Here is an 18,069-nt window from a genome sequence, read left to right as displayed (position 1 = left end):
CTCCTCGTGGTGCGCGCTACTTGGCGACGACCATGGCGTCGCGGATCGCCCTGGTCTGGTCGGCCGCCTGGGTCAGGGTGGTCTCCTGGCCGCCGGTGAGCTGGCCGTGGCTGTTCACGTTCATCCTGCTGAAGGTGACCCGGCCGGTGGTGGACCTGTCCGCCCACACGCAGACCGTCGGACCGGGCTTGCCCGCGATCCCGGCCACGCCGCAGGAGAGCTTCGCGGAGGAGTTCCTGGAGTCGCGGGCCGGGAAGTCGGTCAGCGGGGTGGTCCAGGTGACGTCGTCGTCGCCGGTGCTCTTCTTGGCGTCCGCGATGATCTTCCCGGGGTCGTTGAGCTTCCCGTAGACGCCGAGCACCGAGAAGGTGTCGAGGTCGGTGCCCCGGCTGTAGCTGGCCGCGATCACGTGGAGGTCCTTGCCGAAGTCCGCCGCCTCCGGCTTGTTCGGGTCGACGGCCTTGTCCTCGGCCGACTTCTGGGAGTAGCCGTCCGGGATGGTGTCCGGGGCGGACATCCGGTACCGGCCGCCCTGGTCGCTCCCGCCGAGGAACTTCCAGGCGGCGAAGCCGCCGCCGCCCAGCACCAGGGCGCCGACCACCAGCCCGATCACCAGACCGCCCCTGCCCTTGCGCTGCTCCGGCTGCTGCGGGTAGCCCGGCTGGCCGTACGGGGCCTGCGGAGGCACGCCGTACGGCTGCTGCGGGGGCTGGCCGTACTGCGGTTGGCCGTACGGGGGCTGCGGCTGGGGCTGGCCGTACTGCGGCCGGCCGTACGCGGGCGGGGGCGGGGGCGCGCCGTACGGCTGCTGCGGCGGCGGGCCGTACGGCGGCTGACCCCCGTACGGCTGCGGCTGTCCCTGCGGGTACTGCTGTCCCTGGCCGTACATCTGCGTCCGTGCTCCCCCGCCGCACCCGCGGCCTGTCGTCTGTCCGGTCGTCCGTGCCCGTCCGGTCCACCGGACGAGTGCCCGGGCACGCTACCGCACGGCGCCGGGCCGGGACCCGTCCGGTCCGCGCCCGGGCCGCGGACCGGAAAGCGGTTCGTGACCCACCCCCCGGTTACGTAAACTGTGCGTCGTGACCGACACGACGAACCAGCGCCCCGTGAGCACCTTTGCCGGGGACGAAGCAGCGACCCTCCCGACGACCTACACCCCCGCGGACGTAGAGGGCGAGCTGTACGAGCGCTGGGTAGACCGTGGCTACTTCACCGCGGACGCGAAGAGCGACAAGCCCGCGTACACCATCGTCATCCCCCCGCCGAACGTCACCGGCGTCCTGCACCTGGGCCACGCCTTCCAGCACACGCTGATGGACGCGCTGACCCGCCGCAAGCGCATGCAGGGCTTCGAGACGCTCTGGCTGCCCGGCATGGACCACGCCGGCATCGCCACCCAGAACAAGGTCGAGCAGCAGCTCGCCGAGGAGGGCCTGTCCCGGCACGACCTGGGCCGCGAGGCCTTCGTCGAGAAGGTCTGGGAGTGGAAGAAGAGCTACGGCGGCCGCATCCTCGGCCAGATGCGCCGGCTCGGCGACGGCGTGGACTGGTCGCGCGAGCGCTTCACCATGGACGAGGGCCTGTCCCAGGCCGTCCAGACCATCTTCAAGCGGCTCTTCGACGACGGCCTGATCTACCGCGCCGAGCGCATCATCAACTGGTGCCCGCGCTGCCTCACCGCGCTGTCCGACATCGAGGTGGAGCACGAGGACACCCCGGGCGAGCTGGTCTCGATCCGCTACGGCGAGGGCGACGACTCGATCGTCGTGGCCACCACCCGGGCCGAGACGATGCTGGGCGACACCGCGGTGGCCGTCCACCCGGAGGACGAGCGCTACAAGCACCTCGTCGGCCGGACCATCAAGCTGCCGCTGACCGACCGTGAGATCCCGGTCGTCGCCGACGAGCACGTCGACCCGGAGTTCGGCACCGGCGCCGTCAAGGTGACGCCCGCGCACGACCCGAACGACTTCGCCATCGGCCAGCGCCACGACCTGCCCAACCTGTCCGTCATGGACGAGTGCGGTGCGATCACCGTGCACGGTCCCTTCCTCGGCATGGACCGGCTGGAGGCCCGTTCGGCCGTCGTCGGCGCGCTGCGCGAGCAGGGCCGGATCGTCGCCGAGAAGCGTCCGTACATGCACGCGGTCGGCCACTGCTCGCGCTGCCACACCGTGGTCGAGCCGCGGCTGTCGCTGCAGTGGTGGGTCAAGGTCGAGCCGCTGGCCAAGGCCGCCGGCGACGCCGTCCGCGACGGCAAGGTGGAGATCCACCCGAAGGAGCTGGAGCGCCGCTACTTCGACTGGGTCGACAACATGTACGACTGGTGCATCTCGCGCCAGCTGTGGTGGGGCCACCGGATCCCGGTCTGGTACGGCCCGGACGGCGAGGTCGTCTGCGTCGGACCGGACGAGCAGCCGCCGACCGGCGAGGGCTGGCACCAGGACCCGGACGTCCTGGACACCTGGTTCTCCTCCGGCCTGTGGCCGTTCTCCACGCTCGGCTGGCCGGAGAAGACCGCCGACCTGGAGAAGTTCTACCCGACCGACGTCCTGGTGACGGGCCACGACATCATCTTCTTCTGGGTCGCCCGGATGATGATGTTCGGCCTGTACGCGATGGACGGCGAGGCGCCGTTCAAGACCGTCGCCCTGACCGGCCTGGTGCGCGACGAGTTCGGCAAGAAGATGTCGAAGTCCTCCGGCACCGCGGTCGACCCGCTGGACTGGATGGACGCCTACGGCGCCGACGCCGTCCGCTTCACCCTGGCCCGCGGCGCCAACCCGGGCGCCGACGTGCCGATCGGCGAGGACTGGGTCAAGGGCTCGCGCAACTTCTGCAACAAGATCTGGAACGCGACCCGCTTCGCGCTGATGAACGGCGCCACCGTCGAGGGCCCGCTGCCCGCGCCGGAGGAGCTGACCGCGGTCGACCGCTGGATCCTGTCGCGGCTGAACGCCACCGTCGCCGAGGTGGACGGGCTGTACGAGGACTACCAGTTCGCCAAGGCCACGGACGCGCTGTACCACTTCGCCTGGGACGAGGTCTTCGACTGGTACGTCGAGCTCTCCAAGACCACCCTGGCCAAGGGCGGTCCGCAGGCGGACGCCTCGCGCCGGGTGCTGGGCGAGGTCCTGGACGTCACCCTGCGGCTGCTGCACCCGGTCGTCCCGTTCGTCACCGAGGCGCTGTGGACGGCGCTCACCGGCGCCGAGTCGCTGGTCGTGACCGAGTGGCCGAAGGACAGCGGCTACCGTGACGCGGCCGCCGAGTCGGAGATCGCCACGCTGCAGCAGGTGGTCACCGAGGTCCGCCGGTTCCGTTCGGACCAGGGCCTGCAGCCCGCGCAGCGCGTCCCGGCCCGGCTGGAGCTGGCCGGCACCGTGCTGGCCGTCCACGAGGACGCGATCCGCTCGCTGCTGCGGCTGACCGCGCCCGAGGAGGGCTTCGCGGCCACCGCCTCGCTGCCGGTGGCCGGTGCCACCGTGTCGCTGGACCTCTCCGGCACCATCGACGTCGCGGCCGAGCGCAAGCGCCTGGCCAAGGACCTCGCGGCCGCCGAGAAGGAGAAGGCCCAGACCACCGCCAAGCTCGGCAACGAGGCGTTCCTCGCCAAGGCGCCGGACGAGGTGGTCGCCAAGATCCGGGGCCGCCAGGAGGCCGCCGAGGCCGACATCGCCCGGATCACCGCCCAGCTCGCGGCGCTGCCGCAGGGCTGACCGCCCGTCCCCGCCGAAGGGGCCGTACTCCGCGACGCGCGGGGTGCGGCCCCTCGGCGTTTTCCGGGTTCCGGTTCCGGTTCGGCTTCCCCGGCCGCTTTCCTTACACCAAATAGCCCAGGAACATTGCTCCCTTCCGGCGAATTATCATCCTGCGACCGGGTGAGGTCCTATTCCGAGCGAATTGATTCCGGTCTTGCCCGCGCGGGTTCGCGGAAGTTTGCAGGTCCGCTGTGTACCGTGTGCACGGAGTTTCCGAATGGGCGTTTCCGCTGAGCGTTCCTGCTGAGCGACGGACGGGAGGGCATGGCGTGGTGGTGACCGAGGAGTTGGCCGACGAACTGCCTCTGGAGGCGGTCGAGGAGGCCAAGGCCAGGGCGGCGACCCTGCTGCTCGCGTTCCGGCACGGCAACCAGATCGCGTTCGACCACGAGCTGGACCTGCTGTTCGCCGAGCACGCCGAGCGCGAGGTGACCACCCTGCTCGCCTGGATCGCCGCCGAGGCCGTCCGCAAGGCGTACGCCCCTGAGGTCGGCGACCGGGTGCTGCGGGCGATGGCCCGGCGCGCCCCGGAGGACACCGGCGGGGTCGCGGTGGACGAGGAGACCGCGAACGCGGCCCAGCTGATCGAGGCGGTGGCGGCCGGCGAGGTGGCCGAGGTCCGCGGCCTGGTGGCCGCGACGCCCGACACCACCTTCCTGCTCGGTGGTCTGCTGCAGGGCGTCGCGATGATGCTGCCGCTGCTGCCCGACGGTGAACTGGCCGAGATCACGGCCGAGTTGCGCCGTCGGCACGGCGGCACCGCGCACGTCCCGGAGGCCCGGGCCGGGGTCTGAACCCGGGCCTCCGGCAGGCCGGCCGGGCCGGTTACGGCATGGCGTGCAGGTGCGAGCCGATGGTGCCGGCCACCGGGTTGCCCGCCTTGGCGTCCCAGTTGGTCGACCAGGTCATCGCGCCGCCGATGCCCGGCCAGGTGGTGTCCGGCTTGTAGCTGCCGCAGTTGGTGCCGGAGGCCAGGCAGTCCAGCGCGTTGTTGACGGTGCCGGCGGCGAGGTACCCGCCGCCCGCGGCGCTGGTGGAGGCCGGCACCCCGAGGCCCACCTGGTCGGGCCGCAGCCCGCCCTTGAGCTGGATGCAGGCCAGCGCGGTGAGGAAGTTCTCGGTGCCCTGGGAGTAAACGTTCCCGTCGCAGCCGTTCATCGCGCCGGAGTTGTAGTACTGCATGTTGACGATGGTGAGGATGTCCTTCACGTTCAGCGCCAGCTTGAAGTACTCCATGCCGGTCGACTGCATGTCGATCGTCTGCGGCGCCATGGTGAGGATGAATCCGCTCCCCGCCTTCGCCGCCAGGGCGTGCAGCGCCTGGCCCATGTAGGTGGAACTGATGCCGTTCTCCAGGTCGATGTCGATCCCGTCGAAGCCGTAGCTCTGCATCAGCGCCCAGGCGGTGCTTGTGAAGGTCGCGGCGGAGGCGGAATCGCCCACCCAGACCGTGCCGTTCTGGCCGCCGATGGAGAGCACCACCCGCTTCCCGGCCGCCCGCTTGGCCGCGATGTCGGCCTTGAACTGGGCGTCGGTGTAGCCGCCGAGGCGGGAGGAGAGCGCCGGGTCGAGGGTGAAGCTCAGGCCGCCGCGGGTGGCGGTGGCGTCCGCGAAGGAGACCGCGATGATGTCGTAGGCGGCCGGGACGTCGCTGATCCGCTGGACGGTGGCGCCGTTGTCGAAGTTCTGCCAGTAGCCGGTGAGGATGTGCTTGGGCAGGTCCGGCGGCTTGCCGGTGGAGGTGGGGGTGGGCGTGCCGCTGTCCGTGGGGGTGGCCGTCGGACTCGGCGAGGCGGTGGAGGTGGCGGTGGCCGTCGGGCTCGGTGACGGCTGCGGTCCGCCGGGGCCGAGCAGCGAGACGTCGTCGGCGGCGAAGGCCGGCTGCCCGTACCAGCCGTGCAGGTAGACGGTGACGCTGGTGGTGTTCGGGCCGGTGGTGAAGCTCGTGGTCAGCTGGGTCCAGCCGCCGGCGCCGGGGGTCCAGGTGCTCGGATCGGTGCCGCCGGTGCCGCGGGCGCCCAGGTAGACGTACGAGCCCTGCACCCAGGAGCTCAGGGTGTACGCGGAGGAGGGCTTCACCTGGACGGTCTGGGTGCACTCGCCGGTGTCGCTCCCGGCCGGGGTGGACTGCAGGGCGTACGTGCCGGAGTGGACGGTGGTGCGCTGGACCGTACCGCTCGAACAGGTCCAGCCGGACAGGTTCCCGGTCTCGAAGCCGCCGTTGACGATCAGGTCGGTGTCGGCGGCGTGGGCGCCGGTGCCGCCGGCCAGGACGAGTCCGCCCAGGCCGATGACCAGGGCGCTCGCTCCGGCGAGCAGGGAGTGGACGGCGCGCGGGCGCCGGTGTCGGGCAGGTGGCATGACTCCGTCTCCAGTGGGGGAGGCCCGGCGGGCGCCTCGTGGGGGAGGAGCGCCGTCCGGGGTGTCGATGGTGCGCGTGCGGGAGCTACCGACAACTCAAGTCCCGGTCGGGAACGGAGACTTGCCTCACAAGGTGGAGTAGACCAATTCTGCTGTCAAGAGGACCTAGGCGGCTGAAGGCAAGGCCTGCCGGCCGGCCGGGTCGGCGAGTGCCGCGGTCAGCGCGGCGATCCGGGCCGAGGCCAGGCCGTCGCCGTACGGGCTCGGGGTGGCCGCCAGCCGGGCGAGCCGCTCGGGGGTGTCGGAGAGCCAGGCGCGGGCCAGGGTGCCCAGCTCCTCGCCGGGCCGCACCAGCGCGGCGAAGCCGGCCGCCACCGCCTCCGGACGCTCGGTGGAGCGGCGCACCACCAGCAGTGGGCGGCCGAGCACGGTGCACTCCTCCTGCACGCCGCCGGAGTCGGAGACCAGCAGCGCCGCGTGGCACGCCAGGCCCAGGAAGTCGCCGTAGCCGACCGGGCCGGTGACGGCGAGGCGCTCCAGCAGGCCGTCCAGGCCGAAGCGTTCGACGGCGGCCCGGGTGCGCGGGTGCATCGGGAACAGCACGGGGGTGCCGGCCCGGGCGATCCGGTCCAGCTCGGCGAGCACCGCGCCGAGCGCCTCGGCGGTGTCGGTGTTCTCCGGGCGGTGCACGGTGGCCAGCACATACGCGTCCGGGCGCAGGCCGTGCGCGGCGAGCAGCGCGGCGCGGGCGGCCCCGTCCGGCAGCTGACGGCGGACCACCTCGACGACGGTGTTGCCGGTGAGCTCGATCCGGTCCTCGGCCAGCGACTCGGCGCGCAGGTTGGCGACGTTCTCCCCGGTGGCGGCGCAGAGCAGGTCGGAGACGTGGTCGACCATCACCCGGTTGTGCTCCTCGGGCATCGCCCGGTCGAAGCTGCGCAGCCCGGCCTCGACGTGGACCAGCGGGATCTCCCGGGCGTTGGCGGCCAGCGCCCCGGCCAGGGTGGCGTTGGTGTCGCCCTGGACGACCACGGCGGCGGGGCGGTCCTCGGCGAAGGCGGCGTCCAACTGGCCGAGGGACTGGGCGATCTGACCGGCCCGGGGGCGGCCGCCGACCCCGGTGAGCAGCTCCGGCCGGGGCAGGTCCAGGTCGCGCAGGAAGCGGCCGGACATCGCCTCGTCCCAGTGCTGGCCGGTGTGCACCAGCCGGGTGGCGTCGCCGAGTTCGTGGATCAGCGGGGCGAGCTTGACCAGCTCGGGGCGGGTGCCGAGGACGACGGCGACGCTGGACGGGGGCAGGCACATGCTCATGCGGGGCTCCGGTGGCGTGGGGGAGGGGCGGCGCGAAGGGGGAGGGGCGGGCTCAGGACTCGAGCGCGGTGGGGGCGCCGAGGGCGGTCTTCTCGGCGTTGCGGCGGGTCTTGGCCCAGCCGTTGCGGCCGAGCAGCATCCGGACCGCGGCCCGGGTGGCGACCACGAACAGGTGGTAGGCGTAGAGCCAGACCAGGACGCCCCAGAGCAGCCCGGTGAGCCGGCCGCGGTCGGGGTGGACGGCCCGGCGGTAGGCGAAGCCCCAGAACACCATCGGCAGTGTGGCGAGCACGAAGGCGAGCAGCATCCACGGGCCGAACCGGAGCTGGAACTCGGCGGTCTCCTCCGGGAAGAGCACCAGCCCGGCGCCGGTGATCCCGAGCGAGACGGGGAAGAGCAGCACCAGCAGCACGCAGACCACCGGCTGGAGGAAGGTGTACAGCACCTCGGCCTTGCCGGTCGCGGTGTAGTGCGGGGAGCGCAGCACCCGGCCGGTGTAGCGCAGGCACTGCATGTTGCCCTGGGCCCAGCGGGTGCGCTGGGTGAGGAAGCGGCGCGGCGAGATCAGGCCCTCCTGGGAGACCTGGGCCTCGGTGACGTGGGTGAGCCGCCAGCCGGCCAGGCGCAGGTCGAGGCCGGACTCGTAGTCCTCCAGCAGGGCGCGCTCCGGCCAGGGCCGGCCGGCCCGGCCCTCCTCGGCGGTGAGCGAGTCGAGGGCGGTGAGCCGGACGAACTGGCCGTTGCCGCCGAGGCCGACGCTGCCGGTGCGGCGGCGCAGCAGCTGCATGCCGGTGTTGGTGGCCTGGAACTCGACGTCCTGCATCCGCACCAGCGCGCGGGCCAGGGCGTTGGCGAGCCGGCCCCGGCCGGGCAGCGGGAGCTCGTCGTCGGCGTTGCGCATCCGGACGCCGATCTGGACGGCGCCGGTGTCGGGCCGGCCGAGGGCCTTGGGGTTGCAGACCCGGGCGAGGGTGCCGGGGTCGAGCTGCCCGTCGGCGTCGACCACGCCGATCACCACCCGGGAGCGGTCGGTGCCCTCGGGCAGCCGGGCGGAGATCTCCCGGTAGGCGGCGTTGAGGGCGGCGCCCTTGCCGATCCGGGCGTGCGGGCGGCGGCGCTGGACCAGGTGGATCCGCGGGTCGCGGGCCGCGGCGGCGAGGACCAGCTCGCGGGTGGCGTCCTCGCTGTCGTCGTCGATCACCCACAGATGGGCCTCGGGCGCGCTGGTCCGCAGGCCGTCCAGGGTCTGGGTGACCACGGCCTCCTCGTCGCGGCAGGGGATCACCAGGTGCCACCGGAAGGCGGCGGGGTCGCCGGGCTCGGCGGGGCGGCCGTGCCGGAAGGCGTGGCGGGAGCCGGCCCAGTACACGAGGAAGCGTCCGAAGACGAGGGCCATGTAGCCGACGAGCGCCAGGGAGATCAGTCCGGCGACCCAGACGACGGCGTCCTGGCGAAGCACGATCCACTCGTGCAGGGCGTCGGGCATGGCGCAGCGCTCCCAGTGATCAAAGGCCGAAGGCTCCTATCGGTTGCGAATCGATGCTTCATTGCGGTTCAAATCGCTAAATCAATAGTAAAGGGAGGAAATTAGCTGATCATGGGAAAGAGCGGGCAAAGTGGTCGTTCTCACCCCGTGAGGAGGACCCGCCAGCGCTCCGTAGACTGTGGACGTGAGCGACAAGGCCGACCCGAACCCGTACACCATCCGCCCCGCCGACGGCGGCACCGGCGACGCCCTGCGCGACGTCGAGGTGGAGCTCTCCAAGCGCTGGCCGGAGAACAAACTGGAGCCCTCGCTCGACCGGATCGAGGCGCTGATGGACATCCTGGGCCAGCCCCAGCGGTCCTTCCCGTCCATCCACATCACCGGCACCAACGGCAAGACCTCCACCGCCCGGATGATCGAGCAGCTGCTCAACACCTTCGAGCTGCGCACCGGCCGCTACACCAGCCCGCACGTGGAGTCCGTCACCGAGCGGATCACCCTGGACGGCGCCCCGATCACCCCCGAGCGCTTCGTCGAGGTCTACCGCGACATCGAGCCCTACGTGCAGATGGTCGACGCGGCGCAGCCGGTGCCGATGTCCTTCTTCGAGGTGCTGACCGGCATGGCCTACGCGGCCTTCGCCGACGCCCCGGTGGACGTCGGCGTGGTCGAGGTCGGCATGGGCGGCTCCTGGGACGCCACCAACGTCATCGACTCCGCCGTCGCCGTGATCACCCCGATCGGGCTGGACCACACCGACAAGCTCGGTGAGACCACCGGCGAGATCGCGGTCGAGAAGTCCGGGATCATCAAGTCCGGCGCCGTCGCCGTCGTCGCCCAGCAGCAGCTGGACGCCGCCCAGAACATCCTGCGCCGCGCCGTCGAGGTGGACGCCACGGTCGCCCGCGAGGGCATGGAGTTCGGCGTGATCCGCCGCGAACTCGCCGTCGGCGGCCAGCTGGTGACGCTGCGCGGACTCGGCGGCGAGGAGTACGAGGACGTCTTCATCCCGCTGCACGGCGAGTACCAGGCGCACAACGCGGCCCTCGCCCTGGCCGCGGTCGAGGCCTTCTTCGGCGTCGGCGGCGCGCGCGGCGGGCAGCTGGACGTGGACAAGGTCCGCCAGGGCTTCTCCGGCGTCTCCTCGCCGGGCCGCCTGGAGGTCGTCCGCCGCAGCCCCACGATCGTCCTGGACGCCGCGCACAACCCGCACGGCGCCCGCGCCACCGTGGCCGCGCTCACCGAGTCCTTCGGCTTCACCCGGCTCGTCGGCGTGATCGGCACCTCCGGGGACAAGGACGTGGCCGGCGTGCTGGAGGCCTTCGAGCCGATCCTGGCCGAGGTCGTCATCACCCAGAACTCCACCCACCGCGCGATGGACGTCGACGCGCTCGCCGCCCTCGCCGTCGAGATCTTCGGCGAGGACCGCGTGCAGGTCGAGCCCCGGCTCGACGACGCCATCGCCGCCGCCGTCAGCCTCGCCGAGGAGGAGGGCGACCTCGGCGGCGCCGGGGTGCTGGTCACCGGTTCGGTCATCACGGTGGGCGAGGCCCGCCTGCTGCTCGGGAGGAAGTGACATGAGGACGCTCTGCTCCTCGACTCTGATCGGCGAAGTGCTGCTGGTCCTGTTCGCGGCGCTGGTCGCGATGCGGCTCACCGATGTCTCCAACGCGGAGATCTGGACGGTCAGCGGCATCGCGATGGCACTGTGCGTCCTGCTCTGCGGCATGATCGACCGCCCCGGCGCGGTGCAGATCGGCTGGGCGCTGCAGATCGGGCTGATCGCCAGCGGCTTCGTGCTGCCGACCATGTTCGGGCTCGGCGTGGTCTTCGCCGGCCTGTGGTGGTGCTCGGTGCACTACGGCCGCAAGGTGGACGCGTTCAAGGCCGCCAGGGCCGCCGCGGAGGCCGCCGCCGTACAGGCCTGAGGCCCGGACCAGCGGACCGACACGCCGTGTACGCAAGGTAATCTCTGCCCTGTCGGCGCCGCCTGTCGACCCGACTGTCTGCCGAACCGAATCCCCAGGAGACGCACCGTGTCCCAGCGCACTCTCGTCCTGCTCAAGCCCGACGCCGTCCGCCGCGGCCTGGCCGGCGAGATCATCAGCCGCATCGAGCGCAAGGCCGGCTGGCGGTTCGCCGCCATCGAGCTGCGCACCTTCGACCGGGCGACGCTGGAGCAGCACTACGCGGAGCACGTGGGCCGCCCGTTCTACGAGCCGCTGCTGGAGTTCATGACCACCGGCCCGTCGATCGCGCTGATCGTCGAGGGCGAGGAGGTCGTCAAGGGCATCCGCATGCTGGCCGGCGCCACCAACCCGCTGGAGGCCGGGGCCGGCACCATCCGCGGCGACTACGCGACGATCACCCGCGAGAACCTGATCCACGCCTCCGACTCCCCGGAGTCCGCCGAGCGCGAGATCAAGATCTTCTTCCCCGCGCACGCCTGATCCGGCGAGCGGGACCCGGGCGACACGCCCGGGGGGACGTTCGTACCGCCCCGGTCGGGACCATTGGCCCGGCCGGGGCATTCTTATCGTGAAATAGGGAACTGGCGGCGCCGACACGGCGTCCCAATCCTCGGAGATGCGATCACGCCCCGGACAATGGACGGTATGCCCCACGCCGACGTCCGTACCGAGTGGCGTGGCTACGATGGACGCGACTCAAGGGCCCGGTAAGACAGCTCAGCTGTTCTCCGCCCACGCGTGGACGCGCGCATTCGTCCACCCCCCCATGAACTCCGAGCCCGGGAAGGCACCCACACCCCATGGCGAGCAACCTGTCGTTCATCGGCCGCGACTTGGCGATCGACCTCGGAACAGCCAATACGCTGGTGTACGTCAGGGGCAAGGGCATCGTTCTGAACGAGCCGTCCGTCGTCGCGGTGAACACCAACACCGGCGGCATCCTCGCCGTCGGCGCCGAGGCCAAGAAGATGATCGGCCGCACCCCGGGCAACATCGTCGCCATCCGCCCGCTCAAGGACGGCGTGATCGCCGACTTCGAGATCACCGAGCGGATGCTGCGGTACTTCATCCTCAAGATCCACCGCCGCCGCTACCTCGCCCGCCCCCGCGTCGTGGTCTGCGTGCCCTCCGGCATCACCGGCGTCGAGCGCCGCGCCGTCATCGAGGCCTCCTCGCAGGCCGGCGCCCGCCAGGTGCACATCATCGAGGAGCCGATGGCCGCCGCGATCGGCGCCGGCCTGCCCGTCCACGAGGCCACCGGCAACATGGTCGTCGACATCGGCGGCGGCACCACCGAGGTCGCCGTGATCTCCCTCGGCGGCATCGTCACCGCCCAGTCCATCCGGGTCGCCGGCGACGAGCTGGACAACGCGATCGTCCAGCACATCAAGAAGGAGTACTCGCTGCTCCTCGGCGAGCGCAGTGCCGAGCAGATCAAGATGAGCATCGGCAGCGCCTTCGGCCTGGAGGGCGAGAAGGACGAGCACGCCGAGATCCGCGGCCGCGACCTGGTCAGCGGTCTGCCCAAGACCGTGGTCATCTCCGCCGCCGAGGTCCGCGAGGCCATCGACGAGCCCGTCAACGCGATCATCGACGCGGTCAAGACCACCCTCGACCAGTGCCCGCCCGAGCTGGCCGGCGACGTCATGGACCGGGGCATCGTGCTCACCGGCGGCGGCGCCCTGCTGCGCGGCCTGGACGAGCGGCTGCGCCGCGAGACCGGCATGCCGATCCACATCGCGGAGAACCCGCTCGACTCCGTCGCGCTCGGCTCCGGCAAGTGCGTCGAGGAGTTCGAGGCGCTCCAGCAGGTACTCGACGCTTCGCCGCGTCGTTGACAGGTCGCCGCACCACCGGCACCACACGTCACATCAGACACTCGACTGAACGGGCCGCCGCCCGGGCCCCACAGCCCCGGGCGGCGGCCAGGTACGAAGGGGCAGTACCAGCACCGTGAGGGACACACGAGAGAGCCGGCTGCTGCTGATCCTGCTGGTGGCCGTCGCCTTCGCGCTGATCACCGTGGACATCAAGGGCGGTGAGGACTCCCCGCTCGGGCCCGCCCGGCACGCCGCCGCCAGCGTCCTCGGACCGGTCGAGCGCGGAGCCGCCACCGTCGTCGACCCGGTCGCCGACACCGTCCGCGCCTTCCGCGACGCGGCCACCGACAGCGGCCGCACCGACCAGCTCGCCCGCGAGAACACCGAACTCCGGCAGAAGCTCGCCTCCTCCGACATGGCCACCGGGCGCACCAAACAGCTGGACGACCTGCTGCGCACCGCCGGCGCCGGCGGCTACACCGTCAAGGCCGCCCAGGTCATCGCGATCGGCCCGGCCCAGGGCTTCTCCTGGACCATCACCATCGACGCCGGCAGCGACGACGGCCTCACCCGCGACATGACGGTGATCAACGGTCAGGGCCTGGTCGGCCGGATCACCACCGTCGCGCCCACCACCGCCACCGTGCTGCTCGCCTCCGACCCCGGCTTCTCGGCCGGCACCCGGCTGGAGGGCACCGGCGAGATCGGCTTCGCCTCCGGCGGCGGCGACAGCCCGATGAAGGTCTCCCTGCTCAACGGCAAGGCCCAGGTCAAGGCCGGCGACCGGCTGGTCACCTTCGGCTCGCAGAGCGGCCGCCCGTTCGTCCCCGGCGTCCCGGTCGGCAAGGTCGTCGAGGTCCAGGCCAACGCCGGCCAGCTGACCAAGACCGTCCTGGTCGAGCCCTTCGTCCAGTTCACCCGGCTGGACCTGGTCGGCGTGGTGGTCGTGCCGCCGCGCGCCGACCCGCGCGACGCCGTCCTGCCGCCGGCGCCCGCCGCGGGCCAGCCGGCCGCCGCGCCGGGCCAGGTCCCGGCCTCCGCGCCCGCCGCCCCGCCCGCCAAGCCCACTGGGGGGAACTGAGCCATGCGCCTCGCCCGCATCCCCGTCTCCGCCGGCCTCGTCCTGTTCGGCCTGATCCTCCAGGTCAGCGTGTTCGGCCGGCTCCAGCTCCCGGGAGCCACCCCGGACATACTGCTGCTCGTCGTGGTCGGCCTGGCCATGGTCTACGGGACCACCGGCGGCTGCCTGGTCGGCTTCGCGGGGGGCCTGCTGGCCGACCTCGCGCCGCCCTCCGACCACGCCATCGGCCGCTACGCGCTGGTGCTCTGCCTGATGGGCTACGCCGCCGGGCTGCTGCGCCCGGACCACGGCCGCCAGCGGTCCGTGGCCGGCTCGCTGGTCGTGGTCGGCGCCGCGGCGGTCGCCTCCACCCTGCTCTACGCGATGGTCGGCGCCCTGGTCGGCGACACCGCGGCCCGGCACGTCGGCCTCGGCGGACTGGTCATCAGCGCCCTGCTCTACGACCTGCTGCTGGCCCCCTTCGTGGTGCCGCTGGTGATGTACCTCGGCCGCCGCTTCGGCCGCGACCCGGTGGCCGCCGCGGACGACGACGAGGGCGGCTCCGGCCTGGGCACGCTGGCCCGCTACCGCACCACCCGCGACACCTCGACGGGCCCGTCGTACAAGAAGCGGCGCGTGCCGGGCTTCGCCCGCCGCCCGTAACCGGACCGGCCTCCCGGCCCCGGCCCCGGCCGCCCGGCCCTCCGGCCCCGACCACCCGACCTCCCCGCATCCTGGAGCGCACGAGACGTGAGCAACATCCCCGAGACCGGCCGCACCCGACGGGTGACGATCCGTCTGGTGGTGCTGCAGATCCTGGTGCTGTCGCTGCTCGCCACCCTCGGCGGACGGCTGTGGTACCTGCAGATCCGCAACGCCAAGGAGTACACCGCCAAGGCGACCGGCAACCACATCCGCGAGGTGGTCGAGCCGGCCGTCCGCGGCGAGATCCTGGACGCCTCCGGGCGGGTGCTGGCCGGCAACGAGACCCGGCTGGTGGTCTCGGTCAGCCGCACCTCGCTGCTCCAGCAGAAGGACGGCGGCAAGGCGGTGCTGTCCCGGCTGGCCGAGGTGCTGGGGATGCCGGCCAAGGACGTGCAGGAGAAGGTCCGGCTCTGCGACGCCAAGACCCCGCAGCCCTGCTGGAACGGTTCGCCGTACCAGCCGATCCCGGTCACCAAGGAGGCGACCACCCAGCAGGCGATGCAGATAATGGAGCGCCGCGAGGACTTCCCCGGGATCACCGCGCAGCCCACCGCCGTACGCCGCTACACCGGCGCCGAGGGCGCCAACATGGCCCAGGTGCTCGGCTACCTCTCGCCGGTCACCGACGAGGAGGTCAGCAAGACCGCCGGCAAGAGCGGCCTGGACCGCTACCTGCCGGCCGACCAGATCGGGCGGGCCGGCCTGGAGTCGGTGTACGACCGCGACCTGCGCGGCACCGCGGGCATCACCAAGCTGGAGGTCGACAACCTCGGCCGGGTGATCGGCAACGCCGGCACCGTCGCCCCGCAGACCGGCGACAACCTGGTCACCAGCATCGACGCCCGGGTGCAGAAGGTAGTCGAGGACAACCTGGCGCAGGCCATGAACGACGCCCGGAACACCTTCGACAAGATCACCAACCGCAACTACGAGGCCGACTCCGGCGCCGCCGTGGTGATGGACGTGCACACCGGGCGGATCGTCGCGATGGCGAGCGCCCCGACCTACGACCCGAACCTCTGGGTGGGCGGCATCAGCGGCAAGGACTACCAGTCGCTGACCAGCAAGGACTCCAACTTCCCGCTGCTGAACCGGGCCATACAGGGTCAGTCCGCCCCCGGCTCGACCTTCAAGGTCATCTCCACCACCGCCGCCGTGCAGGCCGGCTACTCGCTGGACGGCCGCTACGACTGCCCGAAGAGCATGACCATCGGCGGCCGCGAGTTCAAGAACTTCGAGAGCGAGAACTTCGGCCAGATCTCCCTGGAGAAGGCGCTGGAGGTCTCCTGCGACACCGTCTTCTACGGCCTGGCGTACGACCAGTGGATGAAGGACGGCGGCATCAAGCCCAAGAAGGACCCGGGCGACTGGTTCTTCAAGACCGCCCACGAGTTCGGCCTCGGCGCCAAGACCGGCATCGACCTGCCGTCCGAGGTCACCGGCCGGGTGCCGGACCGGCAGTGGAAGCAGTCCTTCTACGACAACAACAAGGACGCCTGGTGCGCCCAGGGGCAGAAGGGCGGCAACAGCTACTCCGACCAGATCGCCCGGGAGAACTGCGTCGACGGCTACCAGATGCGCGCCGGTGACGCCGTCAACTTCGCGATCGGCCAGGGCGACACCCTCGTCACCCCGGTCCAGATGGCCCGGATCTACTCGGCGCTCGCCAACGGCGGCACCTTCTACCGGCCGACCATCGCCAAGGCCGTGATAAGCCCGGGCGGGGACCTCGTCCGCGAGATCGCCCCGCACGAGGACGCCAAGTTCCCCGGCGACGAGAAGCTGCTCAGCTACATCAACCAGGCCACCGAGAGCGTCATCAAGAGCGGTACCGCCGCCTGGAAGTTCAACGGCTGGCCGCAGGACAAGATCACGCTGCACGCCAAGACCGGCACCGCCGAGGTCGAGGGCAAGCAGACCACCTCCTGGCTGACCACGTACAGCAAGGACTACGCGGTCGTCATGACGATAAGCCAGGGCGGCACCGGCTCCGGCGGCTCCGGCGACGCCATCCGCCGGATCTACCAGGCGCTGTACGGCGTGGACGACAAGGGCGGCATCGACAGCGGCAAGGCGCTGCTGCCCGCGCCGCAGGCCGAGCTGCCGAAGTTCAACCCGGACGGCACCGCGATCATCAAGCCGGTCTCGTACGGCGCCGACGCGGCGCAGGGCGCCCAGGCCCCGGGCCTCCAGGCCCAGGCCGTCGCCGCCGCTCCGGCGCTGCTCGACGCGGCCACGGCGCAGCCGGCCCCGGCGACGGCCTTCCTCGACCGGACGCCGCCGGCCGACCGTCCGGCGTCGTACACCGCGGCCGACGCCGCGCTCGAACCCACGCGCGGACCGGGAAGGGGACGGGCATGACCTCCTACGGCTCGTACCGGCAGCTGCGGCTGGCCCCGCAGCGCCGCGGGGTCTCCAAGGCGCTGTCCAAGGACTCCCCGCTCTGGCGGCTGGACTGGATACTGCTGGTGGCCGCCCTCGCCCTCTCGGCCGGCAGCTCGCTGCTGGTCTGGTCGGCCACCCGCGGGCGCGACTCGCTGACCCACGGGGACCCGCAGTACTTCCTGTACCGGCACCTGACCAACTTCGTGGTCGGGCTGGTGCTGTGCTCCGTGGTGATAGCGATAGGGAGCCGGCGCTTCCGCACGATCGTGCCGTTCCTGTACGTCGGCGTGCTCGTCCTGCTGCTGGCAACGCTCAGCCCGCTCGGCTCGACCATCAACGGCGCGCACTCGTGGATCCAGCTCGGCGGCGGCTTCTCGATCCAGCCGGCCGAGTTCGCGAAGCTCGCGATCGTGCTGGCGATGGCCGTCGTGCTGTCGGACCAGGTGGACGCGGGGGAGCGGGAGTTCCCCTCGCACCGGGCGGTGTTCCGGGGCCTGCTCTGGGCCGGGGTGCCGATGTGCATAGTGCTGTTGATGCCGGACGCCGGCTCGGTGATGGTGATGGCCGCCATCGTGCTGGGCATCCTGCTCGGCTCCGGCGCGGCGAACCGCTGGGTGCTCGGCCTGCTGGTGGCGGGCACCGCCGGATGCGTGGCGATCTGGAAGTTCGGGCTGTTGAGCCAGTACCAGATCGACCGCTTCGCAGCCTTCGCCAACCCGCAGCTGGACCCGAACGGCGTCGGCTACAACACCGCGCAGGCCCGGATCGCGATCGGCTCGGGCGGGCTGACCGGCAAGGGGCTGTTCCACGGCACCCAGACCGTCGGGCAGTTCGTGCCGGAGCAGCAGACCGACTTCGTGTTCACCGTGGCCGGCGAGGAGCTGGGCTTCGTCGGGGCGCTGGCGATCATCGCGCTGGTCGGCGTGATCCTCTGGCGGGCCTGCCGGATCGCCCGGCAGGCGACCGACCTGTACGGGACGATCGTGGCGGCCGGGGTCATCGCCTGGATGGCCTTCCAGGCCTTCGAGAACATAGGGATGTGCCTGGGCATCATGCCGGTCGCGGGCATCCCGCTGCCGTTCGTCTCGTACGGCGGCTCGTCGATGTTCGCCAACTGGATCGCCATCGGGCTGCTCCAGGCGGTGCGGAGCCAGCGGCCGATAGCGGCCTGAGCGCGCCGCGCCGTGCGGCGGCGGGGCCGGTCCGGGAC

General features: G+C 71.8%; 14 protein-coding genes. 10 read left to right on the top strand and 4 right to left on the bottom strand.

The features are described 5' to 3' along the window. Positions 1-16: 16 nt before the first annotated feature. Complete coding sequence (locus ACFRQN_RS32630; RefSeq protein WP_074000686.1) at positions 17-889, bottom strand: hypothetical protein; 873 nt, start codon at positions 887-889, stop codon at positions 17-19. A 190-nt stretch (positions 890-1,079) separates the two neighbouring features. Here ACFRQN_RS32630 and ACFRQN_RS32625 point away from each other — a divergent pair, with 190 nt between their 5' ends. Then, on the top strand, positions 1,080-3,719 hold the full coding sequence (locus ACFRQN_RS32625; protein ID WP_049648951.1) for a valine--tRNA ligase: 2,640 nt from the start codon (positions 1,080-1,082) through the stop codon (positions 3,717-3,719). Positions 3,720-4,030: 311 nt separating this feature from the next. Then, positions 4,031-4,555, top strand: a complete 525-nt coding sequence (locus ACFRQN_RS32620) for a hypothetical protein (protein WP_380743965.1) — start codon at positions 4,031-4,033, stop codon at positions 4,553-4,555. 31 nt (positions 4,556-4,586) lie between these two features. Here the strand turns inward: ACFRQN_RS32620 and ACFRQN_RS32615 are convergent, their stop codons facing one another. The 3 genes from ACFRQN_RS32615 to ACFRQN_RS32605 all read right to left on the bottom strand — a co-directional run bounded on the left by ACFRQN_RS32615 (position 4,587) and on the right by ACFRQN_RS32605 (position 8,919). Next, positions 4,587-6,122: a chitinase gene (locus ACFRQN_RS32615; protein WP_049648949.1), complete on the bottom strand. Its 1,536-nt coding sequence runs from the start codon at positions 6,120-6,122 to the stop codon at positions 4,587-4,589. 165 nt (positions 6,123-6,287) lie between these two features. After that, the gene (gene wecB / locus ACFRQN_RS32610; protein ID WP_338016237.1) at positions 6,288-7,433 is read right to left on the bottom strand and encodes a non-hydrolyzing UDP-N-acetylglucosamine 2-epimerase; all 1,146 of its coding nucleotides are present in this window, start codon (positions 7,431-7,433) and stop codon (positions 6,288-6,290) included. Between the two features lie 52 nt (positions 7,434-7,485). Further along, a complete protein-coding gene (locus ACFRQN_RS32605) occupies positions 7,486-8,919 on the bottom strand; it encodes a glycosyltransferase family 2 protein (RefSeq protein ID WP_380743963.1) in 1,434 nt (477 codons plus the stop codon). A gap of 184 nt (positions 8,920-9,103) precedes the next feature. On the opposite strand from ACFRQN_RS32605, the gene ACFRQN_RS32600 reads away from it, so the two are divergent. The 8 genes from ACFRQN_RS32600 to rodA all read left to right on the top strand — a co-directional run bounded on the left by ACFRQN_RS32600 (position 9,104) and on the right by rodA (position 18,031). Beyond that, entirely contained in the window at positions 9,104-10,495 is a 1,392-nt protein-coding gene (locus ACFRQN_RS32600) for a folylpolyglutamate synthase/dihydrofolate synthase family protein (protein ID WP_079271806.1), read from the top strand. A gap of 1 nt (position 10,496) precedes the next feature. Further along, a complete protein-coding gene (locus ACFRQN_RS32595; RefSeq protein WP_049648948.1) occupies positions 10,497-10,847 on the top strand; it encodes a DUF4233 domain-containing protein in 351 nt (116 codons plus the stop codon). A 108-nt stretch (positions 10,848-10,955) separates the two neighbouring features. Continuing rightward, a complete protein-coding gene (gene ndk, locus ACFRQN_RS32590) occupies positions 10,956-11,369 on the top strand; it encodes a nucleoside-diphosphate kinase (RefSeq protein ID WP_049648947.1) in 414 nt (137 codons plus the stop codon). Positions 11,370-11,701: 332 nt separating this feature from the next. Beyond that, positions 11,702-12,727, top strand: coding sequence for a rod shape-determining protein (locus ACFRQN_RS32585; RefSeq protein ID WP_049648984.1), 1,026 nt, complete (start codon positions 11,702-11,704; stop codon positions 12,725-12,727). 115 nt (positions 12,728-12,842) lie between these two features. Then, positions 12,843-13,790: a rod shape-determining protein MreC gene (gene mreC, locus ACFRQN_RS32580; protein ID WP_380743961.1), complete on the top strand. Its 948-nt coding sequence runs from the start codon at positions 12,843-12,845 to the stop codon at positions 13,788-13,790. A 3-nt stretch (positions 13,791-13,793) separates the two neighbouring features. Beyond that, the gene (mreD, locus tag ACFRQN_RS32575) at positions 13,794-14,432 is read left to right on the top strand and encodes a rod shape-determining protein MreD (RefSeq protein WP_380743959.1); all 639 of its coding nucleotides are present in this window, start codon (positions 13,794-13,796) and stop codon (positions 14,430-14,432) included. Between the two features lie 87 nt (positions 14,433-14,519). Further along, a complete protein-coding gene (gene mrdA, locus ACFRQN_RS32570) occupies positions 14,520-16,835 on the top strand; it encodes a penicillin-binding protein 2 (protein WP_380743957.1) in 2,316 nt (771 codons plus the stop codon). Then, positions 16,832-18,031 carry a rod shape-determining protein RodA gene (rodA, locus tag ACFRQN_RS32565; protein ID WP_049658703.1) on the top strand — a complete coding sequence of 400 codons (1,200 nt, stop codon included), beginning with the start codon at positions 16,832-16,834 and terminating at the stop codon, positions 18,029-18,031. Before mrdA ends, rodA begins: the two co-directional genes overlap by 4 nt. The last annotated feature ends 38 nt before the right edge of the window (positions 18,032-18,069 follow it).

This window comes from Kitasatospora sp. NPDC056800 (assembly GCF_042789775.1).
In the GTDB taxonomy this organism is placed as follows: Bacteria; Actinomycetota; Actinomycetes; order Streptomycetales; family Streptomycetaceae; genus Kitasatospora.
The sequence above is the reverse complement of the archived record's forward strand: the minus strand, read 5'-3'. Positions and strand labels throughout refer to the sequence as shown.

Coding starts and splice junctions, on each gene's coding strand:
- ACFRQN_RS32630 (WP_074000686.1), bottom strand. CDS start 889: ATGTACGGCCAGGGACAGCAGTACCCGCAGGGACAGCCGCAGCCGTAC.
- ACFRQN_RS32615 (WP_049648949.1), bottom strand. CDS start 6,122: ATGCCACCTGCCCGACACCGGCGCCCGCGCGCCGTCCACTCCCTGCTC.
- wecB (WP_338016237.1), bottom strand. CDS start 7,433: ATGAGCATGTGCCTGCCCCCGTCCAGCGTCGCCGTCGTCCTCGGCACC.
- ACFRQN_RS32605 (WP_380743963.1), bottom strand. CDS start 8,919: ATGCCCGACGCCCTGCACGAGTGGATCGTGCTTCGCCAGGACGCCGTC.
- ACFRQN_RS32595 (WP_049648948.1), top strand. CDS start 10,497: ATGAGGACGCTCTGCTCCTCGACTCTGATCGGCGAAGTGCTGCTGGTC.
- mreD (WP_380743959.1), top strand. CDS start 13,794: ATGCGCCTCGCCCGCATCCCCGTCTCCGCCGGCCTCGTCCTGTTCGGC.
- rodA (WP_049658703.1), top strand. CDS start 16,832: ATGACCTCCTACGGCTCGTACCGGCAGCTGCGGCTGGCCCCGCAGCGC.